The sequence below is a fragment of the Veillonella sp. Ser01 genome, assembly GCF_053850375.1.
The window spans coordinates 181,839-202,932 of record NZ_JBSPUA010000001.1 but is presented as its reverse complement, the minus strand read 5'-3'; the positions used below and the strand labels follow the sequence as shown (position 1 = coordinate 202,932).

Genomic DNA, 21,094 nt, shown 5'->3' with positions numbered 1-21,094 from the left:
AACAGTATTTATCATCTTATTATACCATAAAGTCCATATTTCCCCTATATAAAAGGACATTATCATATTATAGGCCCCTTAATAAATAGCAAATAAAAATAGCGTATTGCCCAAAGACAATACGCTATTTTTATAAAGAACACGACTATTCGCCATCTTCCATTTCTTCATACAATTTTACTAGAGTTTCAAAGTTTTCATCATCTTCATCTAAAGGTACGTATTCTTCTACGCCTTCTTCATTTTTTTCGATGCGAGCCAAGATCATGTATGTATCATCTTGACCTTCATGGTCAGCCTCTTCATCTTGTACATGTACAAGAACAGCATATTCTTGGCCTTCATGACTTAAAATAATGTCCTCTGTGAAGTACTGTTTGTTACCATTTTCATCTTCGAATTCCAAGTAATATACTTCGCCTTCAAAATTTTGGTCAACCATCGGAAACCCTCCTTAATAAAAAATACTTATTTATTAATCTGCAAGCGATCTAAATATCCTTGCAAAATTACAACCGCTGCCATTTTATCAATAACGGACTTACGTTTTTTACGACTCACGTCAGCTGCAATGAGTTGGCGTTCAGCCATAACGGTAGATAACCGCTCATCCCAATATGTAACAGGTAAATCGATGACTTCCTTCATCTTTTCAACAAATTCTTCGGTCTTTTCAGCCCGTTCACCTTTTGTACCATTCATATTTTTCGGCATACCTACTACAAGTTCATGTACTTCATATTCAGTAATGAGTTCTTGCAAACGGTTAAAGTCTTTTTCAAGAGATGTTCTACGAATGGTTTCAATACCTTGTGCTGTCATGAGCAGTGCATCACTACAGGCAATACCGATAGTACGGCTACCCACATCTAATGACATAATTCTCATTATAGTTGTTTTGCCTTTGCGTATTCTTTCAACAATTCCTCAATCAAGTCATCCCGTTCTAAACGACGGATATCAGAACGTGCATTATTATAACTTGTAATGTACGCTGGATCTCCAGAAATAAGATACCCTAAGATTTGATTGATTGGATTGTAACCTTTTTCTTGAATAGATTGATAAACACGAGTAAGAACCTCTTCAGCTGTCATCGGTTCATCGTCTACTTTACGGAATAACATAGTTTCATCAGAAACCTTCATCGTATCCCTCCTTTTTATTACATTGGCAGGTTTCACTGTAAAAGTGAAACCTCGCCTACTATTATACTTGAATTAAAGCTACAAAGTCAGTAACTTTTTATGCATTATAAGATTTTTCTATAACAGATACAAGTATAATTATAAAATTATATGCCTATTGTAACATAGATGTTAAAGCTTCACCACCAGCTTTTAATGCTTCTGCCAATTTAGCTGGTTCTTTACCACCTGCTTGAGCCATATCTGGACGGCCACCGCCATTACCACCAGCTACTTGAGCTGCTGCTTTTACGATATTACCAGCTTTAGCGCCTTTAGCCACTACATCTTTGGATACTTTACATACAAAGTTAACCTTGTCATCGCCCATAGCAGAGCCTACAAGCACTACACCAGAACCAGCCAATTTATCAAGGCCCATATCAGCCATATCACGTAACTCATCGATAGAGGAAGCTTTTACAGCAGCCGCTACAAATGCAACGTCACCAATCATTACCTTACCAGCAATGATATCTGCCGCACCAGCTGCAGAAACCTCTTTGCGAATTTGTTCTAATTCTTTAGCAGTTTCTTTTGCTTCAGCCAATACTTGGTGCAAACGTTCTTCTACTTGAGGTGCTTTAGTTTTAAGTTCGCCTGCCATGCGTTCGATAGTCAAGCGATCATGTTTTGCTGCATCTAGAGCTGCGCGACCTGTAATTGCTTCAATACGACGTACACCAGAGCCGATACCAGCTTCAGATGTTAAGCGGAAGGAACTAATGAAAGCTGTATTACCTACATGAGAACCACCACATAATTCAACGGAGAAACCAGGAACCTCTACAACGCGAACTACATCACCATATTTATCACCAAAGAGTGCCATCGCACCTTTAGCTTTTGCTTCGTCCATAGACATTTCAGCAATAGCTAAATCTGTAGCTTTTAAAATCTCTTCATTTACAAGAGCTTCAATTTGATCAAGTTCTTCTTGTGTTACAGGAGAGAAGTGAGTGAAGTCGAAACGCAAGTAATCTGGAGTTACTAAGGAACCAGCTTGGTTAACATGCTCGCCTAGAACCTTTTTCAATGCTGCATGTAACAAATGTGTTGCTGTATGATTACGAGCCATAGCAGCACGGCGATTTGTATCTACTTCAAGTGTTACATCATCGCCTTCGGAAATGGAGCCTTCCACAACAGTACCAATATGGTATACAGTGCCTTCAGGTAAACGTTTCGTATTATGAACCTCTACCTTACCCATTGGACCAACGATAAAGCCTGTATCACCTAATTGACCGCCCCCTTCAGCGTGGAATGGTGTGGTGCGTACGATAACAGTAATTTCATCGCCATCAGCAGCTGTTTGCAAACGTTCAGAGCCTTTGCCGATCATTAATACGGAAGAAGCAGTTACAGCTTCATCTTCAAGAAGCTCTTCGTCTTTCAAGAAGGTAATGTCAGGTGTTGCTACCTTAGCATCTTCTTTTACACGAGCTTCACGAGCGCGTTCACGTTGTTCCTTCATAGCTGCTTCAAAACCTTCATGGTCGATTGTAAAGCCGCGTTCAGAAGCGATTTCTTCTGTTAATTCCCAAGGAAATCCGTATGTATCATATAGTTTGAATACTTCTGTACCAGGAACTACTGTTGCTTTTTCAGCAGCAAGTGTATCAATCAAAGAATTCAACAATTCAAGACCTTGTTCCAAGGTTTGGTTGAATCGTTCTTCTTCGTTTTGTACAACCCGTTTAACGAAGTCTTGTTTCTCAGCAATGGATTTAATACCAGGGCCAAGAATATCTACCACTACATCAATAAGTGGTGTTAAGAAGATACCTTCAATACCAAGTAAACGGCCATGACGTACAGCACGACGTAAAATACGACGCAGTACGTAACCACGACCTTCGTTAGATGGCAATACGCCATCGGAAATTAATGCAGTTACAGCGCGAGCATGGTCAGCGATAACCTTTAAAGAAACATCAGTATTTGGATTTTCGTTATATGTAACACCAGCACGTTTAGCTGTAGCTTCAATAATTGGGAAAATCAAATCTGTTTCAAAGTTTGTTTTACAACCTTGTAATACGGAAGCCAATCGTTCAAGACCAGCGCCGGTATCGATGTTTTTATGTTGCAATGGTTCATAAGAACCATCTGGCATTTTATTAAATTGAGTGAATACTAAGTTCCAGATTTCAAGATAGCGATCACAGTCACAACCTGGTGCACAGTTAGGATCATCACAACCATGTTCAGGACCTTGGTCGAAGAAGATTTCACTATCAGGACCACATGGGCCTTCACCGATTTCCCAGAAGTTATCTTCAAGGCGTGTAATATGACTTTCTTCTACGCCACAATCATTGTGCCATGTATCATATGCTTCTTGGTCATCTGGATATACAGTAACATACAATCTATTTTTATCGAGTTTAATAACTTCAGTTAAGAACTCCCACGCCCAGTGAATTGCTTCTTTTTTGAAGTAGTCACCAAAGGAGAAGTTGCCAAGCATTTCAAAGAATGTATGGTGACGAGCTGTGCGACCTACGTTTTCAAGGTCACCTGTACGCATACATTTTTGGCTTGTTGTAATACGATGACAAGGAGGTACCAATTTACCTGTAAAGAAAGGCTTTAATGGCGCCATACCTGCCCCAATCAATAATAGAGATGGATCGTTTTCTGGTATAAGAGAAAAACTATCTAATTTTAAATGTCCTTTGCTTTCAAAAAACTGCAAGTATGCTTGACGCAGTTCATTACCCTTCATGTGTATATTCCTCCTAAAATTATTTACTCTTCATTATATCGTAAAAATGACATAAAATCTATTAAAAACATTGAGATTATGCGGAATTTACCGACTTTCACAATAGCAAATACAAGGATAAAATTCAATATTTCTAGAAATGAGAAAAAGAGGTTATACAAATCAACAGAACATAATTGATTCGTATAGCCTCTTTTAAAGCTAATATGTATTGGTTTATATAACGCGTTTTGCGCCGATATAGCGTTCACCCCAATAGCCAGTATCAAGATCTGCTACTGCTACACCACGACTGGAAGTGGCGCTGATGAACTTGCCATCACCAATGTAAATACCGGAGTGAGATGGACCTGGTTCATATGTTTCAAAGAATACCAAATCCCCTGCTTTTAAGTTTGCACGAGAAACCTCAACACCTACGTTATATTGTTCATCTGCTAAACGTGGCAAAGAAATACCTTGTTTTGCAAATACATATTTAACGTAACCAGAGCAGTCGAAACCACTTGGTGTAGTACCACCAAATACATACGGTACACCGCGGTATTTGTCTGCTTCCGCCAAAATAGCATGAATGCTATTTGGTGTTTCGTTTTTCGTAATATTATTTAATTTAATATTTTTGCCAGTAATGGATTGACCAGCAACACGACGAGATGTCGCATTGTTGTTTGTGAAAGCGGATTTTGTTGCTACTGCTTTAGTCGCAGCATTTTGAGTCAATACTGCCTTCGTAGAACGAGGAGCACTCATCAATGCATTATACGTAGCAGGACCTACAATACCGTCCACTGGTAAGCCACGATCTTGTTGGAACAGACGAACTGCCCATTTCGTTTCTTTACCATATACACCATTTTTATCTGTAGCATTATAACCGTGTTTAATTAGTTGTTGTTGAACCGCTGTAACACTTTTGCCCTTATCACCATATTGTAATGTTGTTGCACCTACCATGGCTGTTGTGGCACACACAAAAGTTAATGTTAATGCCGTTATTTTAACCTTACTATATTTTGACTTCATATGCTTCCTTTCCAAAAACTTTTAAAGTAAGTTATTTATTCAAAATATACTAACCGTCTATTTATTTGCATCTACAAATACAGCTAGTCTTCTTTGCTTTTGTTAGTATAAGTCTCAGGTGCCATAAACACATCTGCACTACTCGGTCCAAGTAATGGAGCCTCTTCATGCTCATCAAAGTTTATAGCTGACTTAACCCAATACAAAGGCCGTTGCTTCACCTCTTCAAAAATACGACCTACATACTCGCCAATAATTCCCAGTCCGACGAGTTGAATTCCACCAATGAACAAAATTGATACGCCCAAGGTAGTCCATCCATTCAAGGCTTGTCCCGTAAGATATACATACAAGAGGTGTAATATAAGCAAGAAGCTTAACCCACCACATAGTACACCGACGTATAAAGCAGCCCGTAAAGGAACTCTTGAAAAGGCGGTTACCCCATCGAGAGCAAATCGTATCATTTTACGCACACTAAACTTTGAGACACCTGCAAAACGAGGTGGCGCCACAAAGTGCAACTCAGCTTGTCTATACCCCAAGGCACCGACAATACCGCGCAAGAAACGACCATGTTCTCTAAACCGTTTCAATGTGCCCAATGCTTTACTATTCATGAGACGGAAATCAGATCCACCTTCAACAATAGGAACATCGGCCATTTTGTTCATTAGTTTGTAATAATACTTAGACGTGAAAGATTTAGCCCAACTAGCATCTTCAGTTGAATCGCGTATGGTGCGCACCACATCATAGCCTGACTCCCACAACCTAACAAGTTCAGGAATCAAAGCCGGTGGATGCTGCATGTCACCGTCCATTGTAATAACTGCATCTCCATGAGCATAATCAAGACCACAAGTAAGCGCAGTCTGATGCCCAAAATTACGAGCAAGCAATAACACTTTGACATGTTTATCATTGTAAGCAATTTCACGCAATATCATAGCTGACGAATCACTAGAACCGTCGTCTACGAAGATTAGTTCATAATCGTACGTGAGTCCTGACATAACATCAGTTACAGCTTTATAAAAATTCGCTATGTTCTCTTCTTCGTTATATACAGGCACTACAATAGAAAGTAACATAAATCCTCCAAAGTATTTTACTCACATATTTTAAGTTAATTAGTAAATTAAGGCAAATTATCAAGGTTAACAATAGGAAAAATAACATCTATAACCCCAGTAAACATGCGATTTCTACAAACTCTATCGATATTTCTCTTCATTTATCCTATATATAAGTATGATGAATAAGTAATTATTTTACTTATCTTACCAACTACTCAATAAACCATACTATAAAATAAATTTATATTACTAAAAATCTATGAAATACTGTTAATTACTGATTTAATTGCTAATTAATTAAAATATCAAATATATTTTTTACTATAAATATAAGAGTTTCAACTAATTTCATCTTAAATTCATGAAAATTGAAATAATTTCACTAATCACACTGTGCATAAACCAATTATATATGCCCAAAATATGCATAAAATACTAATAATATAAAAAACTAATATTATGGTATTAACAAAATAGATTTACTAGAATCTTTTCATCAATAGAGAAGAAAGAGACCCTTATTAGGGTCTCTTTTATTATAGGCCAGCAGCATCAATCCAAGATTGTAAATCATCCTCTGCAAGCTCTATATCCTCTTCATATGCACCAGCCACTACAGGATACTTTGAAACCTCTACGGTGTGCAAAATCGAATCATCTCGGCCATTTTTAAAAGTTCCAATCCAAATTCCAGAGAATTGAGATTCATACCACTCTACAGGCTGATCAGTTTCATTGAAGTTAATCGTAATATGACCACGGCCAAGTGTTTCTAATACTTCCACTTGTTCTTCCTCTGTGAGCCCTGTTTTCTCAATATAAATTGAATATGTCTCACCCGTTTCTCGCAAGTTTTTAAGAGCTAAACGCAACTCATTTAAAACAGCGCGAATATTACTATAATTCTCAATCATAAATACTCCTATTAGAGATACTCTTTATATCCTATAAACGCATTATTTTAAGTATTAAGCTCTGCAGTTACGCCCCATTCTTGTAGAACATGTAATACACGCTCTTTTACCTCTGGTAATGCTCGTTGTACAGGCGCACTAGGTTCAAAGCCAATTTCTAATGATTCTGGTTCTACGCCAATAACCACTGCATCCTCTAATGGATCCTCTTGAATAGCACGAATACGTAAAATATCTTGCATCCCTACTTCATGTACAGAAATATGCTCTGTAAAATATTGTTCTAATTCCTTATGAGGAAACTCATATATAGTTCCTGGTGCTTCTCCACCATTGATAGCATCTACAAGAAGAATTTTCTTCATTCCACGCATATACGTAAGTAGCTCCATCCCCATTGTGCCACCATCAATAATGGAAATGGCTGGTGTGAATGTGAAAGATTCTTTCAACTCTTTCACTACATGAACACCTAATCCCTCATCAGTAAGTAATATATTCCCTACGCCAAGTAGAACAATTTCATTATTCCCATCATCATAAAGGCTATTTAAATCAATACGCGGACCCTCAGAGTCCGCGTATTGTTCCAAGCCGCTGATGATATCAGTACTTGTATTAGTCATTATCTTGTAATTCTCTTTCTCTAGGATCGTTAGGATCACTTGGACGATATGTAGTACCAGATGGTTTATCGATACGTTCACCACGACGGCGTTTACCGTTTAGATCTTCAATATCGATTGGATCATGCGCATAATACTTCATACCGGAAACCATAGCAGATACTTCGCCGGATTCCTCCATAACGTCTTCACGGAATGCCATGTACACGTGAACGATAGTAAAGAACAAGAATCCCCACGCAATATAGTGATGAATAATGTGAACCTTATATTCACCACCAAATAATGTAACAACTGGTGCGAATAGGGTTCCTAGAATACCATTAGGATTCACCATAGAAAACATTGCAAAACCCGTTAAGATTTCAAAGAAAAACATTACATATACCATCATATATGCAGTTCTTGCTAAGGAGTTACGAAGCCAATGATGTTCATGTTTTTGTGGAATCATCAAATAGTGCAATGTAGTTTCTTTAAGACCATACCAATACCGTTTTTGGCGGAATTTAGGTAATAATCTATCTCCTCGATTCCAAAGCGCACCTGCAAAACGGAAAATAAAGGAGAATGTTAAGATAACCCCTGCAATGAAATGGATACGACGCATAGTTTCCATAGAGAACCAGCCATCAATAGCAAAGGTTGGCTCTGGATTACCTGTGATAGCCGCAAATCCTGGATCACCAATATATAGACCTGTCCAGAATAATGCAGTTACGCTTAGCACCATAGTCCAGTGGAATATGCGCAGCCATAGACTAAATACGACATACGCCTTTTTGTCAGTATGTATTAACATAAGCCCACCACCCTTTATTTACACAATGCATCTGTATTGACGGAAACAATTTTTTCGCCTTGTTTATTGTATAAATGGGTTGCACATGCGAGACATGGGTCAAAGGAGTGTATTACCTTCAAAATTTCAAGTGGTTTATCTGCAATTTTTACATGTGTATCAATCATGGAGTCTTCATAGGCACCATGTTCATTTGCTGCAGTCTTAGGACATGCATTCCATGTAGATGGTACGATACATTGATAGTTTGCAGAGCGGCCATCTTTAATGTGAATCCAGTGGCCCAAACCACCACGAGGTGCATCTACAAGGCCAACGCCTTTAGCATCTTTATCCCATGTATTTGGCTCAAACTTAGTTGTATCAGCCACTGTAGTATCACCATTTTTAATGTTCGCTACAAGTTTATTGAAGAAGTATTGGCTCATATTTGCTGCTACTTGTGCATCAAGGCCACGACATGCTGTACGACCTACCATAGTTGTCATCCATACATGTGCAGGTACGCCCAATACTTGGGATACTGTATCAATTTGACGAACAATCATAGACTCTGCCCAAGTTGGGTCTTTAATGATACCTTGTTTTACTTTTGTATATACAACGATATATTTCGCTAATGGGCCAACCTCTGCAGTTTTACCTTTGAATGTTGGGGATTTAATCCAAGAGTATTTTTTATCTTCATCAAGGAATTCCCATTTTTCTTTTGTACCAGATTTAGGACCTGTAAACTTAGGATCTGTAACACCTTCGATAGGATGAAGAGAGCTTTTACCATCTGGATATGTGAACCAGGAGTGATCAACCTCTTCACTAAGGTATTGAGGGTCCATGAAGTCTTTACCTTCTAATGGAATAAATGTAGCTTTATCTACGCCTAAAGCAAAGTTTTCAACTACACCATTGGAGCGAACCACACATTTCTTATGGTAATCGCCATTAGAAATGCCAGAATATGTATCATCTGGGTAATCACCGTAAGACATAACACGTTTTTTCGCTAGTCCACCACCATCGATCATGCCCTTTTCTACATACATTTTGCCAATAGCCAATAAATCTGGAACATAGAAATTATCCACTAGATCTTTAGCCAATGCAATAGATTGTTCTACCGCAGCAAGACGTTGTGTATTAATAGGTGCATTCATGTCATTCATTGAAATGGAGCATGGCATCCCGCCAACAATGTAATGTGGATGAGGGTTTTTACCACCAAATACAACGTGTGGAATAACGATATCACGTTGACGGTCAAGAATATTCAAATAATGGGATACGGCCATCAAATGAACCTCTGGTGGCAATAAATTATAATCAGGATGATCCCACCATTGAGCGGAGAAGATGCCTAATTGACCAGATTCTACGATTTTCTTAACCTTTTGTTGTACCGCTGCAAAATAGGCAGTGGTAGCTTTAGGGAACTCTTTAGGATATGCAGAGTCTTTAGACGCAGTTTCAGCTGGCGCCAAACCACTTACATTATAAGTAGCTAATACATCATTTTGTAATTGTGCAGTTTTAGCTGGATCTGCACTAAGAGCTGCTACTGGGCTAACCCAGTCAAGAGCATGTAAGTGATAGAAATGTACGATATGGTCATGTACATCTAAAGAGCTATGCATGATATTACGAATATAGTTTGCATTTTTAGGAATGGTAATACCAAGTGCATCTTCTACAGCACGTAATGCTGCCAATGCATGTGTTGTAGTACATACGCCACAAATACGTTGTACGAAAGCCCAAAGGTCACGAGGATCGCGATCTTTAGCAACAAGTTCGATACCGCGCCAAGCAGTACCAGAAGACAATGCGTCCTCTACCTTACCACTGGCTTCATCAACTTTTATTTCTACCCGTAAATGACCTTCAATACGGGAAATCGGATCTACTACTACGCGTTTCATTAGTGACCTCCTCCATTATTATGTTTCTTTTCATCCCATAAGCCTTCTTCTTTTAAGCGTTTTTCTTCTTTCATATCAAGAATTTTATTACGCGTAAGAGTTGCAGCACCATGAACAATAACAGCTGCAGTGGCACCAACAGCAGCTACTGTACCGATTGTATCAGCAGTTGTGATGGTATTAGCCAATGGAATATCCGGTAAACGTTTATAGAATACGTCATTATCCCAGAAGCCCTTTTCAGAGCAACCAATACAGCCGTGACCGGATTGAATTGGGTAGGATAAACCATTCCACCAACGCAAATTACCACAAGAATTATATGTTTGAGGTCCACGACAACCTACCTTGTACAAGCACCAACCAGATTTGGATGCATCATCGTCAAATTTTTCAACGAATAGACCAGAGTCAAAGAAGGCACGACGATAGCATGTATCGTGAATACGATTGCCATAAAATTGTTTAGGACGACCTTGAGAATCAAGAGGTGGGATTTGGCCGAATAATGCATAATGCATAATTACACCAGTCATAACCTCTGGAATTGGAGGACATCCAGGAACTTTGATAATAGGCTTACCAGATACAACAGAAGATACAGATACTGTATTTGTTGGATTTGGTTTAGCCGCTTGAATACCACCCCAAGATGCGCAAGAACCATATTCAATGATTGCTGCTGCACCTTTAGCGGCTTCTATTAAGGACTCTTTAAATGTACGTCCACCTACTGTACAGTAAACACCATCTTCATCAAGTGGTACGCCACCTTCAACAGCCAAAATATATTTGCCTGCTTTTTCTTTAATGATTTTCTCTAAATGTTCTTCTAATGGTGCACCAGATGCAGCCGACAAAGTATCATCATATTCAAGGGAAATCATGTTCAAAATTACATCGGATGTAAACGGAGAAGATGAACGAATGAATGATTCACTGCAACCAGTACATTCATGACCATGTAACCAAATTACCGTAGGCAATTCAGTTGTCTCAGCTGCCTTAACAACGGTATCTAACATCGTTGGTGGCAAACCGAGAATAGCGGTGAGTGCTACACAGGATTTCATAAATGTGCGTCGACTCAAACGTCGCTCTTGGAAGAGTGTCCATAAACTGTTTATACGATTCTTCACGGAATATAGCCTCCTTACAACAACTTTGCGCAATATATCAATATTACTTAATAAACTACAACTATTATGATAATAATCATACTATGATAATTAATTTTAACATTCAATATATCATAGCTATTATGATAACAATCATATTCTTACAACTTTATTATATCACTTAATAAATGTTAAAACTACAGATTTTAAACAAAAAAACTGTATACAAGAAAATTTATTTAACTTGTATACAGCCTTGTATTATATGATATTGTAAAAAATTTCAATTATTACTAAATTAGATAACTTCCTTGATTAGAGACTCAAGCACATCAGCTTTCTTGTAACCTACAAGGGAATCAAGCATTTTGCCATCGCGATAGAATACCATGGATGGAATACCATCGATGTCTTCTTTCAACAAAACGCCACGAAGATTTTTATCTTCTGCATCAACACTAAAGAACGTTACTTGTCCTTTCAAACGTTCTGCTACAGCTTCTACCTCTGGACGCATAACAGTGCAAGGTTCGCACCAGGCAGCCCAGAAATCAACAATAGCTAAACCTTTAGAGCCAAGTACTTTTTCATCAAATTCTTGTACACTAGTAATCGCTGTAATTGCCATGAAGTTCTCCTAACAAAGATCTACAATCTTATATACTATAAATTATATCTTAAATATGGAAGCAAGCAATCAATAAGCCGAGTTCTGTTCCGCTTGCGCGGTGACGATTATCTTTCTAGGCGTACAGTCGCCTGCACGCTCGAGCGACACAACCCGGAAGGTAGGCGGGACCACCCTTAACCCTTCCCTATTCGGTCTTGCTCCGGATGGGGTTTACCGAGCCAGCCTGTTACCAGACTGCTGGTGAGCTCTTACCTCACCTTTCCACCCTTACCACTGACGTGGCGGTTTCCTTTTCTATGGCACTTTCCCTAAGGTTACCCTCGCCAGACGTTATCTGGCATCCTGCCCTATGGAGCTCGGACTTTCCTCGAGTCCTATGGACTCGCAACCGTCTTTCATACTTGCTTCAATTCAGTTTATCATAGCTAGCCCATTTGTTGCAAGAAAATGCAATATTATAAGAAAAAGAAATCATTCTGTTCTGTAAAAGCTTTCACAGGAACAGATATATCTTTACTAAGTAAATAGTCACGTAAACCGCTAGCAACAATAGATTCTGTACCAAAATGTCCTGCATCAACTACAAGCAATCCAAGCTCTTTAGCTAATTGTGCATCATGATATTTCACATCACCTGTAACATATGCGTCTACATGCAAGCGAGCTGCATCCTTAATAAATTCAGCACCGGCACCAGAACATAGTGCTATGGATTGAATTTCTTCAGGAACTACGCCAGCAAAACGAATATTAGCCTCTGGTAATGCTTCCTGTACCCATTCACGGAATGTATCTAAATTTAAGACATTTGGTAAGCGGCCAACTCTACCTAAATACTGAGTAGAAGCTGTAGGCTCTACTAAAGACACAACTTCATAAGCCACTTCTTCATAAGGATGTGCTGCTTTCATAGACTCAATCACTTGTCTTAAATGAGCACCATCTACGATAGCATTCACTTGTACCTCAGATGCCACCGTTAAAGTACCTGCTTCACCGACGACCGGATGAGATTCTTCATTGCCAATGAAGCGACCTTCACCATAAAGACTAAAGCTACAGTGTTCATAGTTGCCAATTTTTCCTGCCCCTGCTGTTCCCATAGCATAACGAACCTCATCAGCAGAGCTTTCAGGTACAAAGGTAGTCACCTTATATAGCGCGTCTTCACCAGTTTTAACAAAACCTTTTATGTCTATAAGACCTAATTGATTTGCCAACATATCATTCAAGCCACCAGGTGCAATATCAAGATTTGTATGCGCACTGTAAACGGCAATATTATGTTGAATTAGCTGATTAATCATTCGCCCTTGCGCCGTATCACAAGACAATTGTTTTAATCCCTTAAAAATCAACGGGTGATGACTAACAATTAGATTACAGTCATGCTCAATAGCATATGAAATGGCCTCCTCTGTTACATCTAATGTAGTTAACACGCCTGTAACGATAGCATTTCTATCACCCACCATGAGGCCCACATTATCCCAAGATTCTGCATAAGAACGAGGGGCCAATTGTTCCATTAAGGTAATAACTTGTTGAACTGTTGTCATAAAGCTCACTTCTTTCTATCTTCTAAAAGTCCGTGCAGAAATTCTACTTCACGCTCTAAATCCTTATATTTATCTGTATGGCTCAATTGCTCAGTCATACCGTCTAGTGCACATTGCCGTTGATATATTAAGTACTCAATATATTTCGGCCAAAGTGATGGTCGTTCCTGTTCTAAAAGAGCACCTACAGACCATAATAATGAATCCTCTGGTAATGATTGATAAACATCTACGTATTCAGTCATGCCCGTATACGCTTCTACGCGATCATTACGCACTGCTAAAAATGCAGTGTATAACTTTCCTGCATCTTCAACGATGATTTCAAGGACGATAACATAGCCCTTTTGTACCATATATTGACGTAATTCTTTTTGTCCATTCTGTGGTTGTAATACGTAGAACTCTAAAGACTCTGGACCAGCGTCTACAATATCGCGCATGAGGTATCCACCCATACCACAGCAAATGGCACCATTTAATTCGCCCTTCTCTGTTACCTTTAGACCATCCCCTAATCGACAATCTACTTTAGAAGTTAATCCACAAGATTGAACATATTCTTTTGCAGATTCTAAAGGTCCTTTATGCACGTCGCCAGCAATAACAAATTCAGCACGATTACGGTTGATAAGTTCTACTGCTAAATATCCATGATCAGTACCAATATCAGCTATAGCATGAGCTTTTGGTACAATTGAAAACACCGCCTCTAAGCGATCCATCATAGGTCTAGGTTCCATAATTCCTCTATTATCGTATATAAAAATAACCGCCCTTGAATCCTCAAGGACGGTAGATATCAACATAATTGGTGGGCCCACCTGGGATCGAACCAGGGACCGACCGGTTATGAGCCGGTTGCTCTACCCCTGAGCTATAGGCCCACAGTTAGTTTCTAGCTCATTAATTATACCGAATAGGCTAGTACTAAGTCAAGGCACACCGTATTTCTATGACTGTTTCATGAGCTATATTTTGCCATATTTTCTGCAGTAGAGAACGGGCATAGACAGTAATATAACACAAAAGGGCTGTAACACAGTGCTAGAGAACACTGCATTACAACCCTTACGAGTTTCTTTATCTTATAAGAAATCTTTGATTTTATCGCGTTTACCACGATTGCGCAATTTAGTGAGCGCTTTGCCTTCTATTTGACGAATACGTTCACGAGTTACATTGAAATGTTGACCTACTTCTTCCAATGTACGAGGTTTACCGTCCTTCAAACCAAAGCGCAAGATCAATACTTGTTGCTCACGGTCAGTTAAGCATGTAAATACATCTTCAATTTGTTCTTGTAATAAGATGTAGCTAGCTGCATCGTCTGGAGCAATAGCATCTTGGTCTTCAATAAAGTCTCCCAAGTGAGAGTCTTCCTCTTCACCAATTGGAGTTTCCAACGATACTGGCTCTTGTGCGATTTTTTGAATTTCACGCACGCGCTCTACCGTAATACCCATACCTTCTGCAATTTCTTCAGGTAATGGTTCACGTCCTTTATCTTGCAATAATTGTCGGGAAATACGAATCAATTTATTGATTGTTTCTACCATATGTACAGGAATACGAATCGTACGAGCTTGGTCCGCAATAGCACGAGTAATAGCTTGACGAATCCACCATGTAGCATATGTGGAGAATTTATAACCCTTTGTATAATCGAACTTATCTACAGCTTTAATAAGGCCCAAGTTACCTTCTTGAATCAAATCCAAGAATAACATGCCGCGACCTACATAACGTTTTGCAATACTTACAACTAGACGCAAGTTCGCATCTACCAATTTTTTCTTAGCCTTTTTGGCAAGTTGAATATCTTTATATGTAGCATCTTCTGCTGCGCCAGCCTCAATTTGCTTTGCTAAAACGATTTCTTCATCTGCAGAAAGCAATGGGACACGACCAATTTCCTTGAGGTACATACGTACAGGATCATCAATGTTAACACCAGAGTCTACACTTAAATCGATGGAGATATTCTTTTCATTAGAAGTATCTTCTTCATCCTCTTCTTCTGGTTCTATTGGATGAGCGTCCGCATCCTCACTGTCGATATCAGCCACTACTTCAATATTTAATTTACCAAATGTAGTATAAATATCGTCTAATTGTTCCGCAGTAAGTTCAGTCTGCTCATGAAGAGCATCTGAAATCTCTGATTGTGTCAACACGCCGGTTTTTCGGCCTTTTTCAAGAAGTTGTTCTACAATCTCCTCTATTTGACTTTTTTGTACTTTCTTAGCCACAGCGCTCTCCTTCTTACATCATATTACTTAGACCATTCTCTAATTAAGTTCTGTATTTCCTGACACTTATGTAATTCGCTAATAAATGTCGAATCTCCTGCCCGTTTTAATTGATCCGCCATAATTGAATGCGCTTTATACTGTTCACGCAATGAATGAAGCCTTATCTTGCGGATTAATCCAGGCACTTGTACCTTATATTCATCGTCACTCATAACAACCAATCTAGAGTAAATATCATACTCCGATGGGGATAAAATAGATTGAATGGCAGTATCATCTAGACGACCTTCTTGTTTAAATAAGGTGAATATCTTTTCTATTATACCTCGATATTCACTTTTTTGAAAGTCTTCTATCGGCAAATAACTCATCATATGAGATAATATTTCCCCATCAGTGAAAGCTAAGGACAATAATTTTTCCGCATCCCCCTTAGGTAAATCCTGTGTCGGCAAAGGTGCTGATGCAGTATCAACCAATTCAATTTGTCCTTTTTTCACATAATCTCGGAAGTATCTAAATATGCTACTATTATCAAGCCATAGTGGCAGTGCCAATGTTTTTAATGCGTCATCTCGTTGTGTTTGACTATCTATATTAGCAATATATGGGAATACATCAGCCATTACAGCTTGCTTCCCTTCCGTATCATTTGTGTCGTGTTTAATTAAGGACTCACTTAATAAATAATCAAGAGGCTTAACCGCTTTAGCCACTAAATCTTTAAATGCTTGTCCTCCATGATTACGTACATAATCATCTGGATCCTTACCATCTGGCATAGCCAGAACACGCACCTTAAAGTCCGTATTTTGTAATAATTCTATAGCCCTAGCTGCTGCTTGACGACCTGCTCCATCCATATCATAGGCCAACACAATTTCATCAGCCTGTCTCATTAAGATATGACCATGATCTCGTGTATAAGCCGTCCCCAAGGATGCTACTACATTAGTAACACCATGGTTATGAGCAGATATAACGTCCATATACCCTTCCACAAGGATAGCCTGTCGCTCTTGACGAATAGATTTATAAGCCTTATCAAAGGCAAATAATAGTTTTCCCTTTTCAAAGATGGCTGATTCTGGTGAGTTTAAATATTTTGGCGTGCTGTCATCCATAACACGACCACCAAAGGCAACTACACGACCTTTACCATCCATAATAGGAAACATAATTCGGTTTCTAAAGAAATCGTAAAACTGACCCTTTTGGTTTTTACGGACCAGATTCAACTCCAAAAGAATAGAATCATCAATACCACGTTCGTGAAAGGCGCGATACAACTTATCCCAACCATCTGGAGCAAAGCCTAATTTGAATTTTTCAATCGTATCTTTTGTAAGGCCCCGTTTTTTTAAGTAATCAAGGCCCACCTTACCCATCGATGTTTGAGTAAGGCAGTTATGGAAAAATGTAGCCGCTAATTCTGAAGCTTCATATAGTTTTTTTCGTCGTTCATCTCGAGCTCGTTGTTCTGGTGATAGTTTTGCCTCTGGCAAGGGAATATTAGCGCGATTAGCAAGCCGCTCTAGAACCTCTACAAAGCTTAAATGCTCTAGTTCCATGAGGAATTTAATGACATTCCCCGATGCATGACAGCCAAAACAATAATAAAAGCCCTTTTCAGGGGCAACACTAAAGGACGGCGTCTTTTCATTATGAAATGGACAACAACCCCAATAGTTCTTGCCCCGTTTCTTTAAAGCTACATGCTCGGATATTACAGATACAATATCATTTGCATCTTTGATTTGCTCAATCAATTCATTTTCAAAATATCTGCTCATAGCCAACGCCTCCTTCCCTTATATATATTAATTCGATATATAAATAAAAAATCCTCTATTTGTAAAGTAATTTAATCAATTATCGAGTCAACCGGTTTAACAACCGATACGAATCATAGGAATCCTTATCTATTAAAGATCAATACATAAGGATTCCTATACTCCGTATCTTTAAATTATATGCAAATGAAATTTGATAATAATAGGCTGCAATGAAATCATTGCAGCCTATACTTATCACTTATAGCATATTATTTTGCGTAATCCACAACGCGAGTTTCACGAATAATTACGACCTTAATTTGGCCTGGATATTCGAGTTCAGACTCGATGCGTTTTACGATATTCCGAACAAGTAATGTAGACTCAGCTTCATCAATCTTATCCGGTTTTACTACAACGCGAATCTCACGACCTGCTTGAATAGCAAAGCATTTTTCAACGCCTTCGAAGGATTCAGCGATTTCTTCCAATTTAGATAAACGTTTTAAGTAGTTTTCTAATGTTTCTCGACGTGCTCCTGGACGAGCCGCAGAGATAGCATCAGCAGCTGCTACTAATACAGCTTCTACAGATTGGAACTCTTCATCACCATGATGAGCGCCAATGCAGTTAATTACTGCTGCGCTTTCACGATATTTACGAGCCACATCAACACCGATTTGAACATGAGAACCTTCAAGTTCACGGTCTAATGCTTTACCAATATCATGAATCAAACCACCTCGTTTAGCCAATGTTACATCACAGCCTAGTTCAGCTGCCATTAAACCTGCTAAATGAGATACTTCAATAGAATGTTTCAAAACGTTTTGACCGTAACTAGTACGATATTTCAAACGACCTAAAATTTTAACAATTTCAGGATGTAAGCCATGAACATCAGCTTCAAATGTTGCTTGTTCACCAGCTTCTTTAATAGTTTGGTCAACCTCTTTACGAGCTTTACCAACCATTTCTTCAATACGAGCTGGATGAATACGACCATCTACAATCAATTTTTCTAAAGCAATACGAGCCACTTCACGACGAATTGGATCGAAGCCAGAAAGAATAACTGCTTCTGGTGTGTCATCGATAATCAAGTCAATACCTGTTAATGTTTCGAGTGCGCGAATATTACGGCCCTCACGACCAATAATGCGGCCTTTCATTTCATCATTAGGCAATGCCACTACGGATACGGTAGTCTCCGCCACATGGTCAGCTGCGCAACGTTGGATTGCAGAGGAGATAATTTCTTTTGCTTTTTTCTCCGCATCATCCTTAGCTTGCTGCTCCATTTCCTTAACCATAATTGCCGTTTCATGACGAATTTCTTGTTCTACATTTGTTAACAAGATATTCTTAGCTTCTTCAAATGTCATGCCAGAAATACGTTCTAACTCTGCCATTTGTTTTTCATACAAAGCTTCAATTTTTTCACGGCTTTGGGCTAAGTCAGCTTCTTTGCGATGTAAAGCTTCCTCTTTGTGTTCAATATTGTCTAATTTTTTATCCAAAGATTCTTCTTTTTGAAGAATACGACGTTCCATACGTTGAAGTTCAGAACGGCGATCTTTATTTTCTCGTTCTACATCAGAACGGAGCTTATGAATTTCTTCTTTCGCTTCTAATAAAGCTTCTTTCTTTTTAGACTCAGCTGTGCGCTCACCATTTGCGATGATGCGTGCAGCCTCTTGTTCAGCTTGATTCAGTTTTCCTTCAGCAATATTTTTTCGTAAAAAATAGCCTACCCCTAGTCCAATCAGTACCATTACCACTGCAATTAGACTATACTCTAAAATCAGTCTCACCTCCTCTTAAATTCTCAAAATTGAGCTTTCATGCTCCTTTTATGCCCTTCATGCATTAAATTATCATTTAGCCATATCATCATATAAATAAATAAGGCTATTATTAATTTTAGACTTGAAAGCCCTTTCTGTCAAGATTTTACAAGCCTGGTAAGGCCTCAGAAAAAGTACTATCTATTCATAAAAATCATTGCACACAACTTGGATAGTACTCGTTGAAAACCCTCTATATTTGAGAAAATTAAAGACTTTTACACGAGGAGTGCAGTCCTCATTGAGAATGGAACCAAATTTTTTCTCCACTACACGATAAGCAGCTTTCACTTCATCATAATCAGAGATTTCCGGAGGCACCGTAAGACCTCTAAGTTTCATCTTTTGCTTAATCATGTAGGCACCGTATTTTTGTTCTTTCATCAAATAGTCTAATACTTGTTCAGACAGGCGCTCATCATTGATATAATCATAGTCTCTAAGACGTTCGAGGACCCGCGCAATGATTGGGTCCTCGATTTGTTTACGTCTCATTTTTTGTGTCAGTTCATAGGAACTAAGAAATCGTTGAGCTAGGAAGCGATACGCTTGATCCATAGCAGCTTGCATCGTTTCTTCACTCATGATTATACTTCTTCAGCTACTTCTTCACCGATTACATCGATTTCTTCTGTACCAACCGCTAATGTATCGCGAATAATACGATCAATCTCATCAGCGATTTGTGGATTGTCGAGTAAGTATTGTTTTGCCGCCTCTTTACCTTGGCCCATACGTTCCCCATTGTAGGAATACCATGCACCAGATTTATTGATGATTTCCATATTTGTACCGATATCGATAAGAGTACCTGCTTTAGAAATACCTTCACCATACATCAAGTCAAATTCTGCTGTTTTGAACGGAGGTGCTACTTTGTTTTTAACTACTTTAACTTTAGTGCGAGCACCAACATTTTCGTTGTTAGCTTTAATAAGTTCACCCTTACGAACATCAAGGCGTACAGAAGAATAGAATTTCAATGCACGACCACCTGTTGTAGTTTCAGGGTTACCAAACATTACGCCTACTTTTTCACGCAATTGGTTGATAAAAATAACAACAGTTTTAGACTTGCTGATAATACCAGTTAATTTACGCAATGCTTTACTCATCAAACGAGCTTGTAAACCTACATGAGCATCGCCCATTTCGCCTTCGATTTCAGCTTTAGGAACTAAAGCGGCAACGGAGTCAACTACGACGATATCTACAGCGCCACTGCGAACAAGAGCTTCCGTAATTTCAAGAGCTTGCTCACCATTATCTGGTTGAGAAATCAATAAGTTATTAATATCTACGCCCAAGTTACGCGCATATACTGGATCCATCGCATGTTCCGCATCAATAAAAGCCGCAATACCACCTTGTTTTTGTGCTTCTGCTACAGCGTGAAGTGCTACTGTTGTTTTACCAGAGGATTCTGGGCCGTAGATTTCAATAACACGACCACGAGGGAAACCACCTACACCAACAGCGATATCGATAGCAAGAGAACCGGAGGAGATAACCTCTACGTTCATGCGATCAGCCGCTTCACCAAGACGCATAATAGCGCCTTTACCAAAGTCTTTTTCAATTTGTTTTAACGCGTTATCCAACGCTGCTTGTCTGCCATCTACAGCCAT

The 21,094-nt window shown here is 38.9% G+C and carries 19 protein-coding genes, 1 tRNA gene and 1 other RNA gene; all 21 read right to left on the bottom strand.

Features of this window, described 5'->3' with window-relative positions:
* Positions 1–145: 145 nt before the first annotated feature.
* The 21 genes from ACWTVK_RS00940 to recA all read right to left on the bottom strand — a co-directional run bounded on the left by ACWTVK_RS00940 (position 146) and on the right by recA (position 21,094).
* Positions 146–442, bottom strand: a complete 297-nt coding sequence (locus ACWTVK_RS00940) for a DUF1292 domain-containing protein (RefSeq protein ID WP_105085863.1) — start codon at positions 440–442, stop codon at positions 146–148.
* 26 nt (positions 443–468) lie between these two features.
* The gene (ruvX, locus tag ACWTVK_RS00935) at positions 469–888 is read right to left on the bottom strand and encodes a Holliday junction resolvase RuvX (RefSeq protein ID WP_295259792.1); all 420 of its coding nucleotides are present in this window, start codon (positions 886–888) and stop codon (positions 469–471) included.
* Positions 888–1,148 carry an IreB family regulatory phosphoprotein gene (locus tag ACWTVK_RS00930; RefSeq protein ID WP_009351224.1) on the bottom strand — a complete coding sequence of 87 codons (261 nt, stop codon included), beginning with the start codon at positions 1,146–1,148 and terminating at the stop codon, positions 888–890. Before ACWTVK_RS00930 ends, ruvX begins: the two co-directional genes overlap by 1 nt.
* A gap of 154 nt (positions 1,149–1,302) precedes the next feature.
* Positions 1,303–3,918, bottom strand: a complete 2,616-nt coding sequence (gene alaS / locus ACWTVK_RS00925; protein WP_456045653.1) for an alanine--tRNA ligase — start codon at positions 3,916–3,918, stop codon at positions 1,303–1,305.
* 216 nt (positions 3,919–4,134) lie between these two features.
* Positions 4,135–4,944 (bottom strand): C40 family peptidase, encoded by an 810-nt coding sequence (locus ACWTVK_RS00920; protein ID WP_155086768.1) that lies wholly within the window; start codon positions 4,942–4,944, stop codon positions 4,135–4,137.
* Between the two features lie 83 nt (positions 4,945–5,027).
* On the bottom strand, positions 5,028–6,038 hold the full coding sequence (locus ACWTVK_RS00915) for a glycosyltransferase family 2 protein (RefSeq protein WP_105085867.1): 1,011 nt from the start codon (positions 6,036–6,038) through the stop codon (positions 5,028–5,030).
* 521 nt (positions 6,039–6,559) lie between these two features.
* Positions 6,560–6,937, bottom strand: a complete 378-nt coding sequence (locus tag ACWTVK_RS00910) for a hydrogenase expression/formation C-terminal domain-containing protein (protein WP_456045652.1) — start codon at positions 6,935–6,937, stop codon at positions 6,560–6,562.
* A 47-nt stretch (positions 6,938–6,984) separates the two neighbouring features.
* Positions 6,985–7,563 (bottom strand): HyaD/HybD family hydrogenase maturation endopeptidase, encoded by a 579-nt coding sequence (locus ACWTVK_RS00905; protein ID WP_024066802.1) that lies wholly within the window; start codon positions 7,561–7,563, stop codon positions 6,985–6,987.
* Positions 7,556–8,365: a Ni/Fe-hydrogenase, b-type cytochrome subunit gene (gene cybH / locus ACWTVK_RS00900; RefSeq protein WP_105085868.1), complete on the bottom strand. Its 810-nt coding sequence runs from the start codon at positions 8,363–8,365 to the stop codon at positions 7,556–7,558. The genes ACWTVK_RS00905 and cybH overlap by 8 nt, the downstream gene beginning before the upstream one ends.
* Positions 8,366–8,379: 14 nt before the next feature.
* Positions 8,380–10,281 carry a nickel-dependent hydrogenase large subunit gene (locus tag ACWTVK_RS00895; protein ID WP_456045651.1) on the bottom strand — a complete coding sequence of 634 codons (1,902 nt, stop codon included), beginning with the start codon at positions 10,279–10,281 and terminating at the stop codon, positions 8,380–8,382.
* The gene (locus tag ACWTVK_RS00890) at positions 10,281–11,420 is read right to left on the bottom strand and encodes a hydrogenase small subunit (protein ID WP_303938152.1); all 1,140 of its coding nucleotides are present in this window, start codon (positions 11,418–11,420) and stop codon (positions 10,281–10,283) included. Before ACWTVK_RS00890 ends, ACWTVK_RS00895 begins: the two co-directional genes overlap by 1 nt.
* Positions 11,421–11,697: 277 nt before the next feature.
* On the bottom strand, positions 11,698–12,027 hold the full coding sequence (locus ACWTVK_RS00885; protein ID WP_024064517.1) for a thioredoxin family protein: 330 nt from the start codon (positions 12,025–12,027) through the stop codon (positions 11,698–11,700).
* A gap of 57 nt (positions 12,028–12,084) precedes the next feature.
* Positions 12,085–12,435: RNase P RNA component class A (gene rnpB, locus ACWTVK_RS00880), an RNA gene on the bottom strand.
* Positions 12,436–12,485: 50 nt separating this feature from the next.
* A complete protein-coding gene (locus ACWTVK_RS00875; protein WP_456045650.1) occupies positions 12,486–13,589 on the bottom strand; it encodes a Nif3-like dinuclear metal center hexameric protein in 1,104 nt (367 codons plus the stop codon).
* Between the two features lie 5 nt (positions 13,590–13,594).
* Positions 13,595–14,332, bottom strand: a complete 738-nt coding sequence (locus ACWTVK_RS00870; RefSeq protein WP_456045649.1) for a tRNA (adenine(22)-N(1))-methyltransferase — start codon at positions 14,330–14,332, stop codon at positions 13,595–13,597.
* A 69-nt stretch (positions 14,333–14,401) separates the two neighbouring features.
* Positions 14,402–14,476: transfer RNA gene (locus ACWTVK_RS00865), tRNA-Ile, on the bottom strand.
* 201 nt (positions 14,477–14,677) lie between these two features.
* A complete protein-coding gene (gene rpoD, locus ACWTVK_RS00860; RefSeq protein WP_456045647.1) occupies positions 14,678–15,841 on the bottom strand; it encodes an RNA polymerase sigma factor RpoD in 1,164 nt (387 codons plus the stop codon).
* Positions 15,842–15,864: 23 nt separating this feature from the next.
* Positions 15,865–17,637 (bottom strand): DNA primase, encoded by a 1,773-nt coding sequence (dnaG, locus tag ACWTVK_RS00855; protein WP_456045646.1) that lies wholly within the window; start codon positions 17,635–17,637, stop codon positions 15,865–15,867.
* Between the two features lie 251 nt (positions 17,638–17,888).
* Positions 17,889–19,394, bottom strand: coding sequence for a ribonuclease Y (rny, locus tag ACWTVK_RS00850; RefSeq protein ID WP_005386089.1), 1,506 nt, complete (start codon positions 19,392–19,394; stop codon positions 17,889–17,891).
* 213 nt (positions 19,395–19,607) lie between these two features.
* Entirely contained in the window at positions 19,608–20,051 is a 444-nt protein-coding gene (locus ACWTVK_RS00845) for a regulatory protein RecX (protein ID WP_456045645.1), read from the bottom strand.
* A gap of 2 nt (positions 20,052–20,053) precedes the next feature.
* The gene (gene recA, locus ACWTVK_RS00840; RefSeq protein ID WP_105085877.1) at positions 20,054–21,094 is read right to left on the bottom strand and encodes a recombinase RecA; all 1,041 of its coding nucleotides are present in this window, start codon (positions 21,092–21,094) and stop codon (positions 20,054–20,056) included.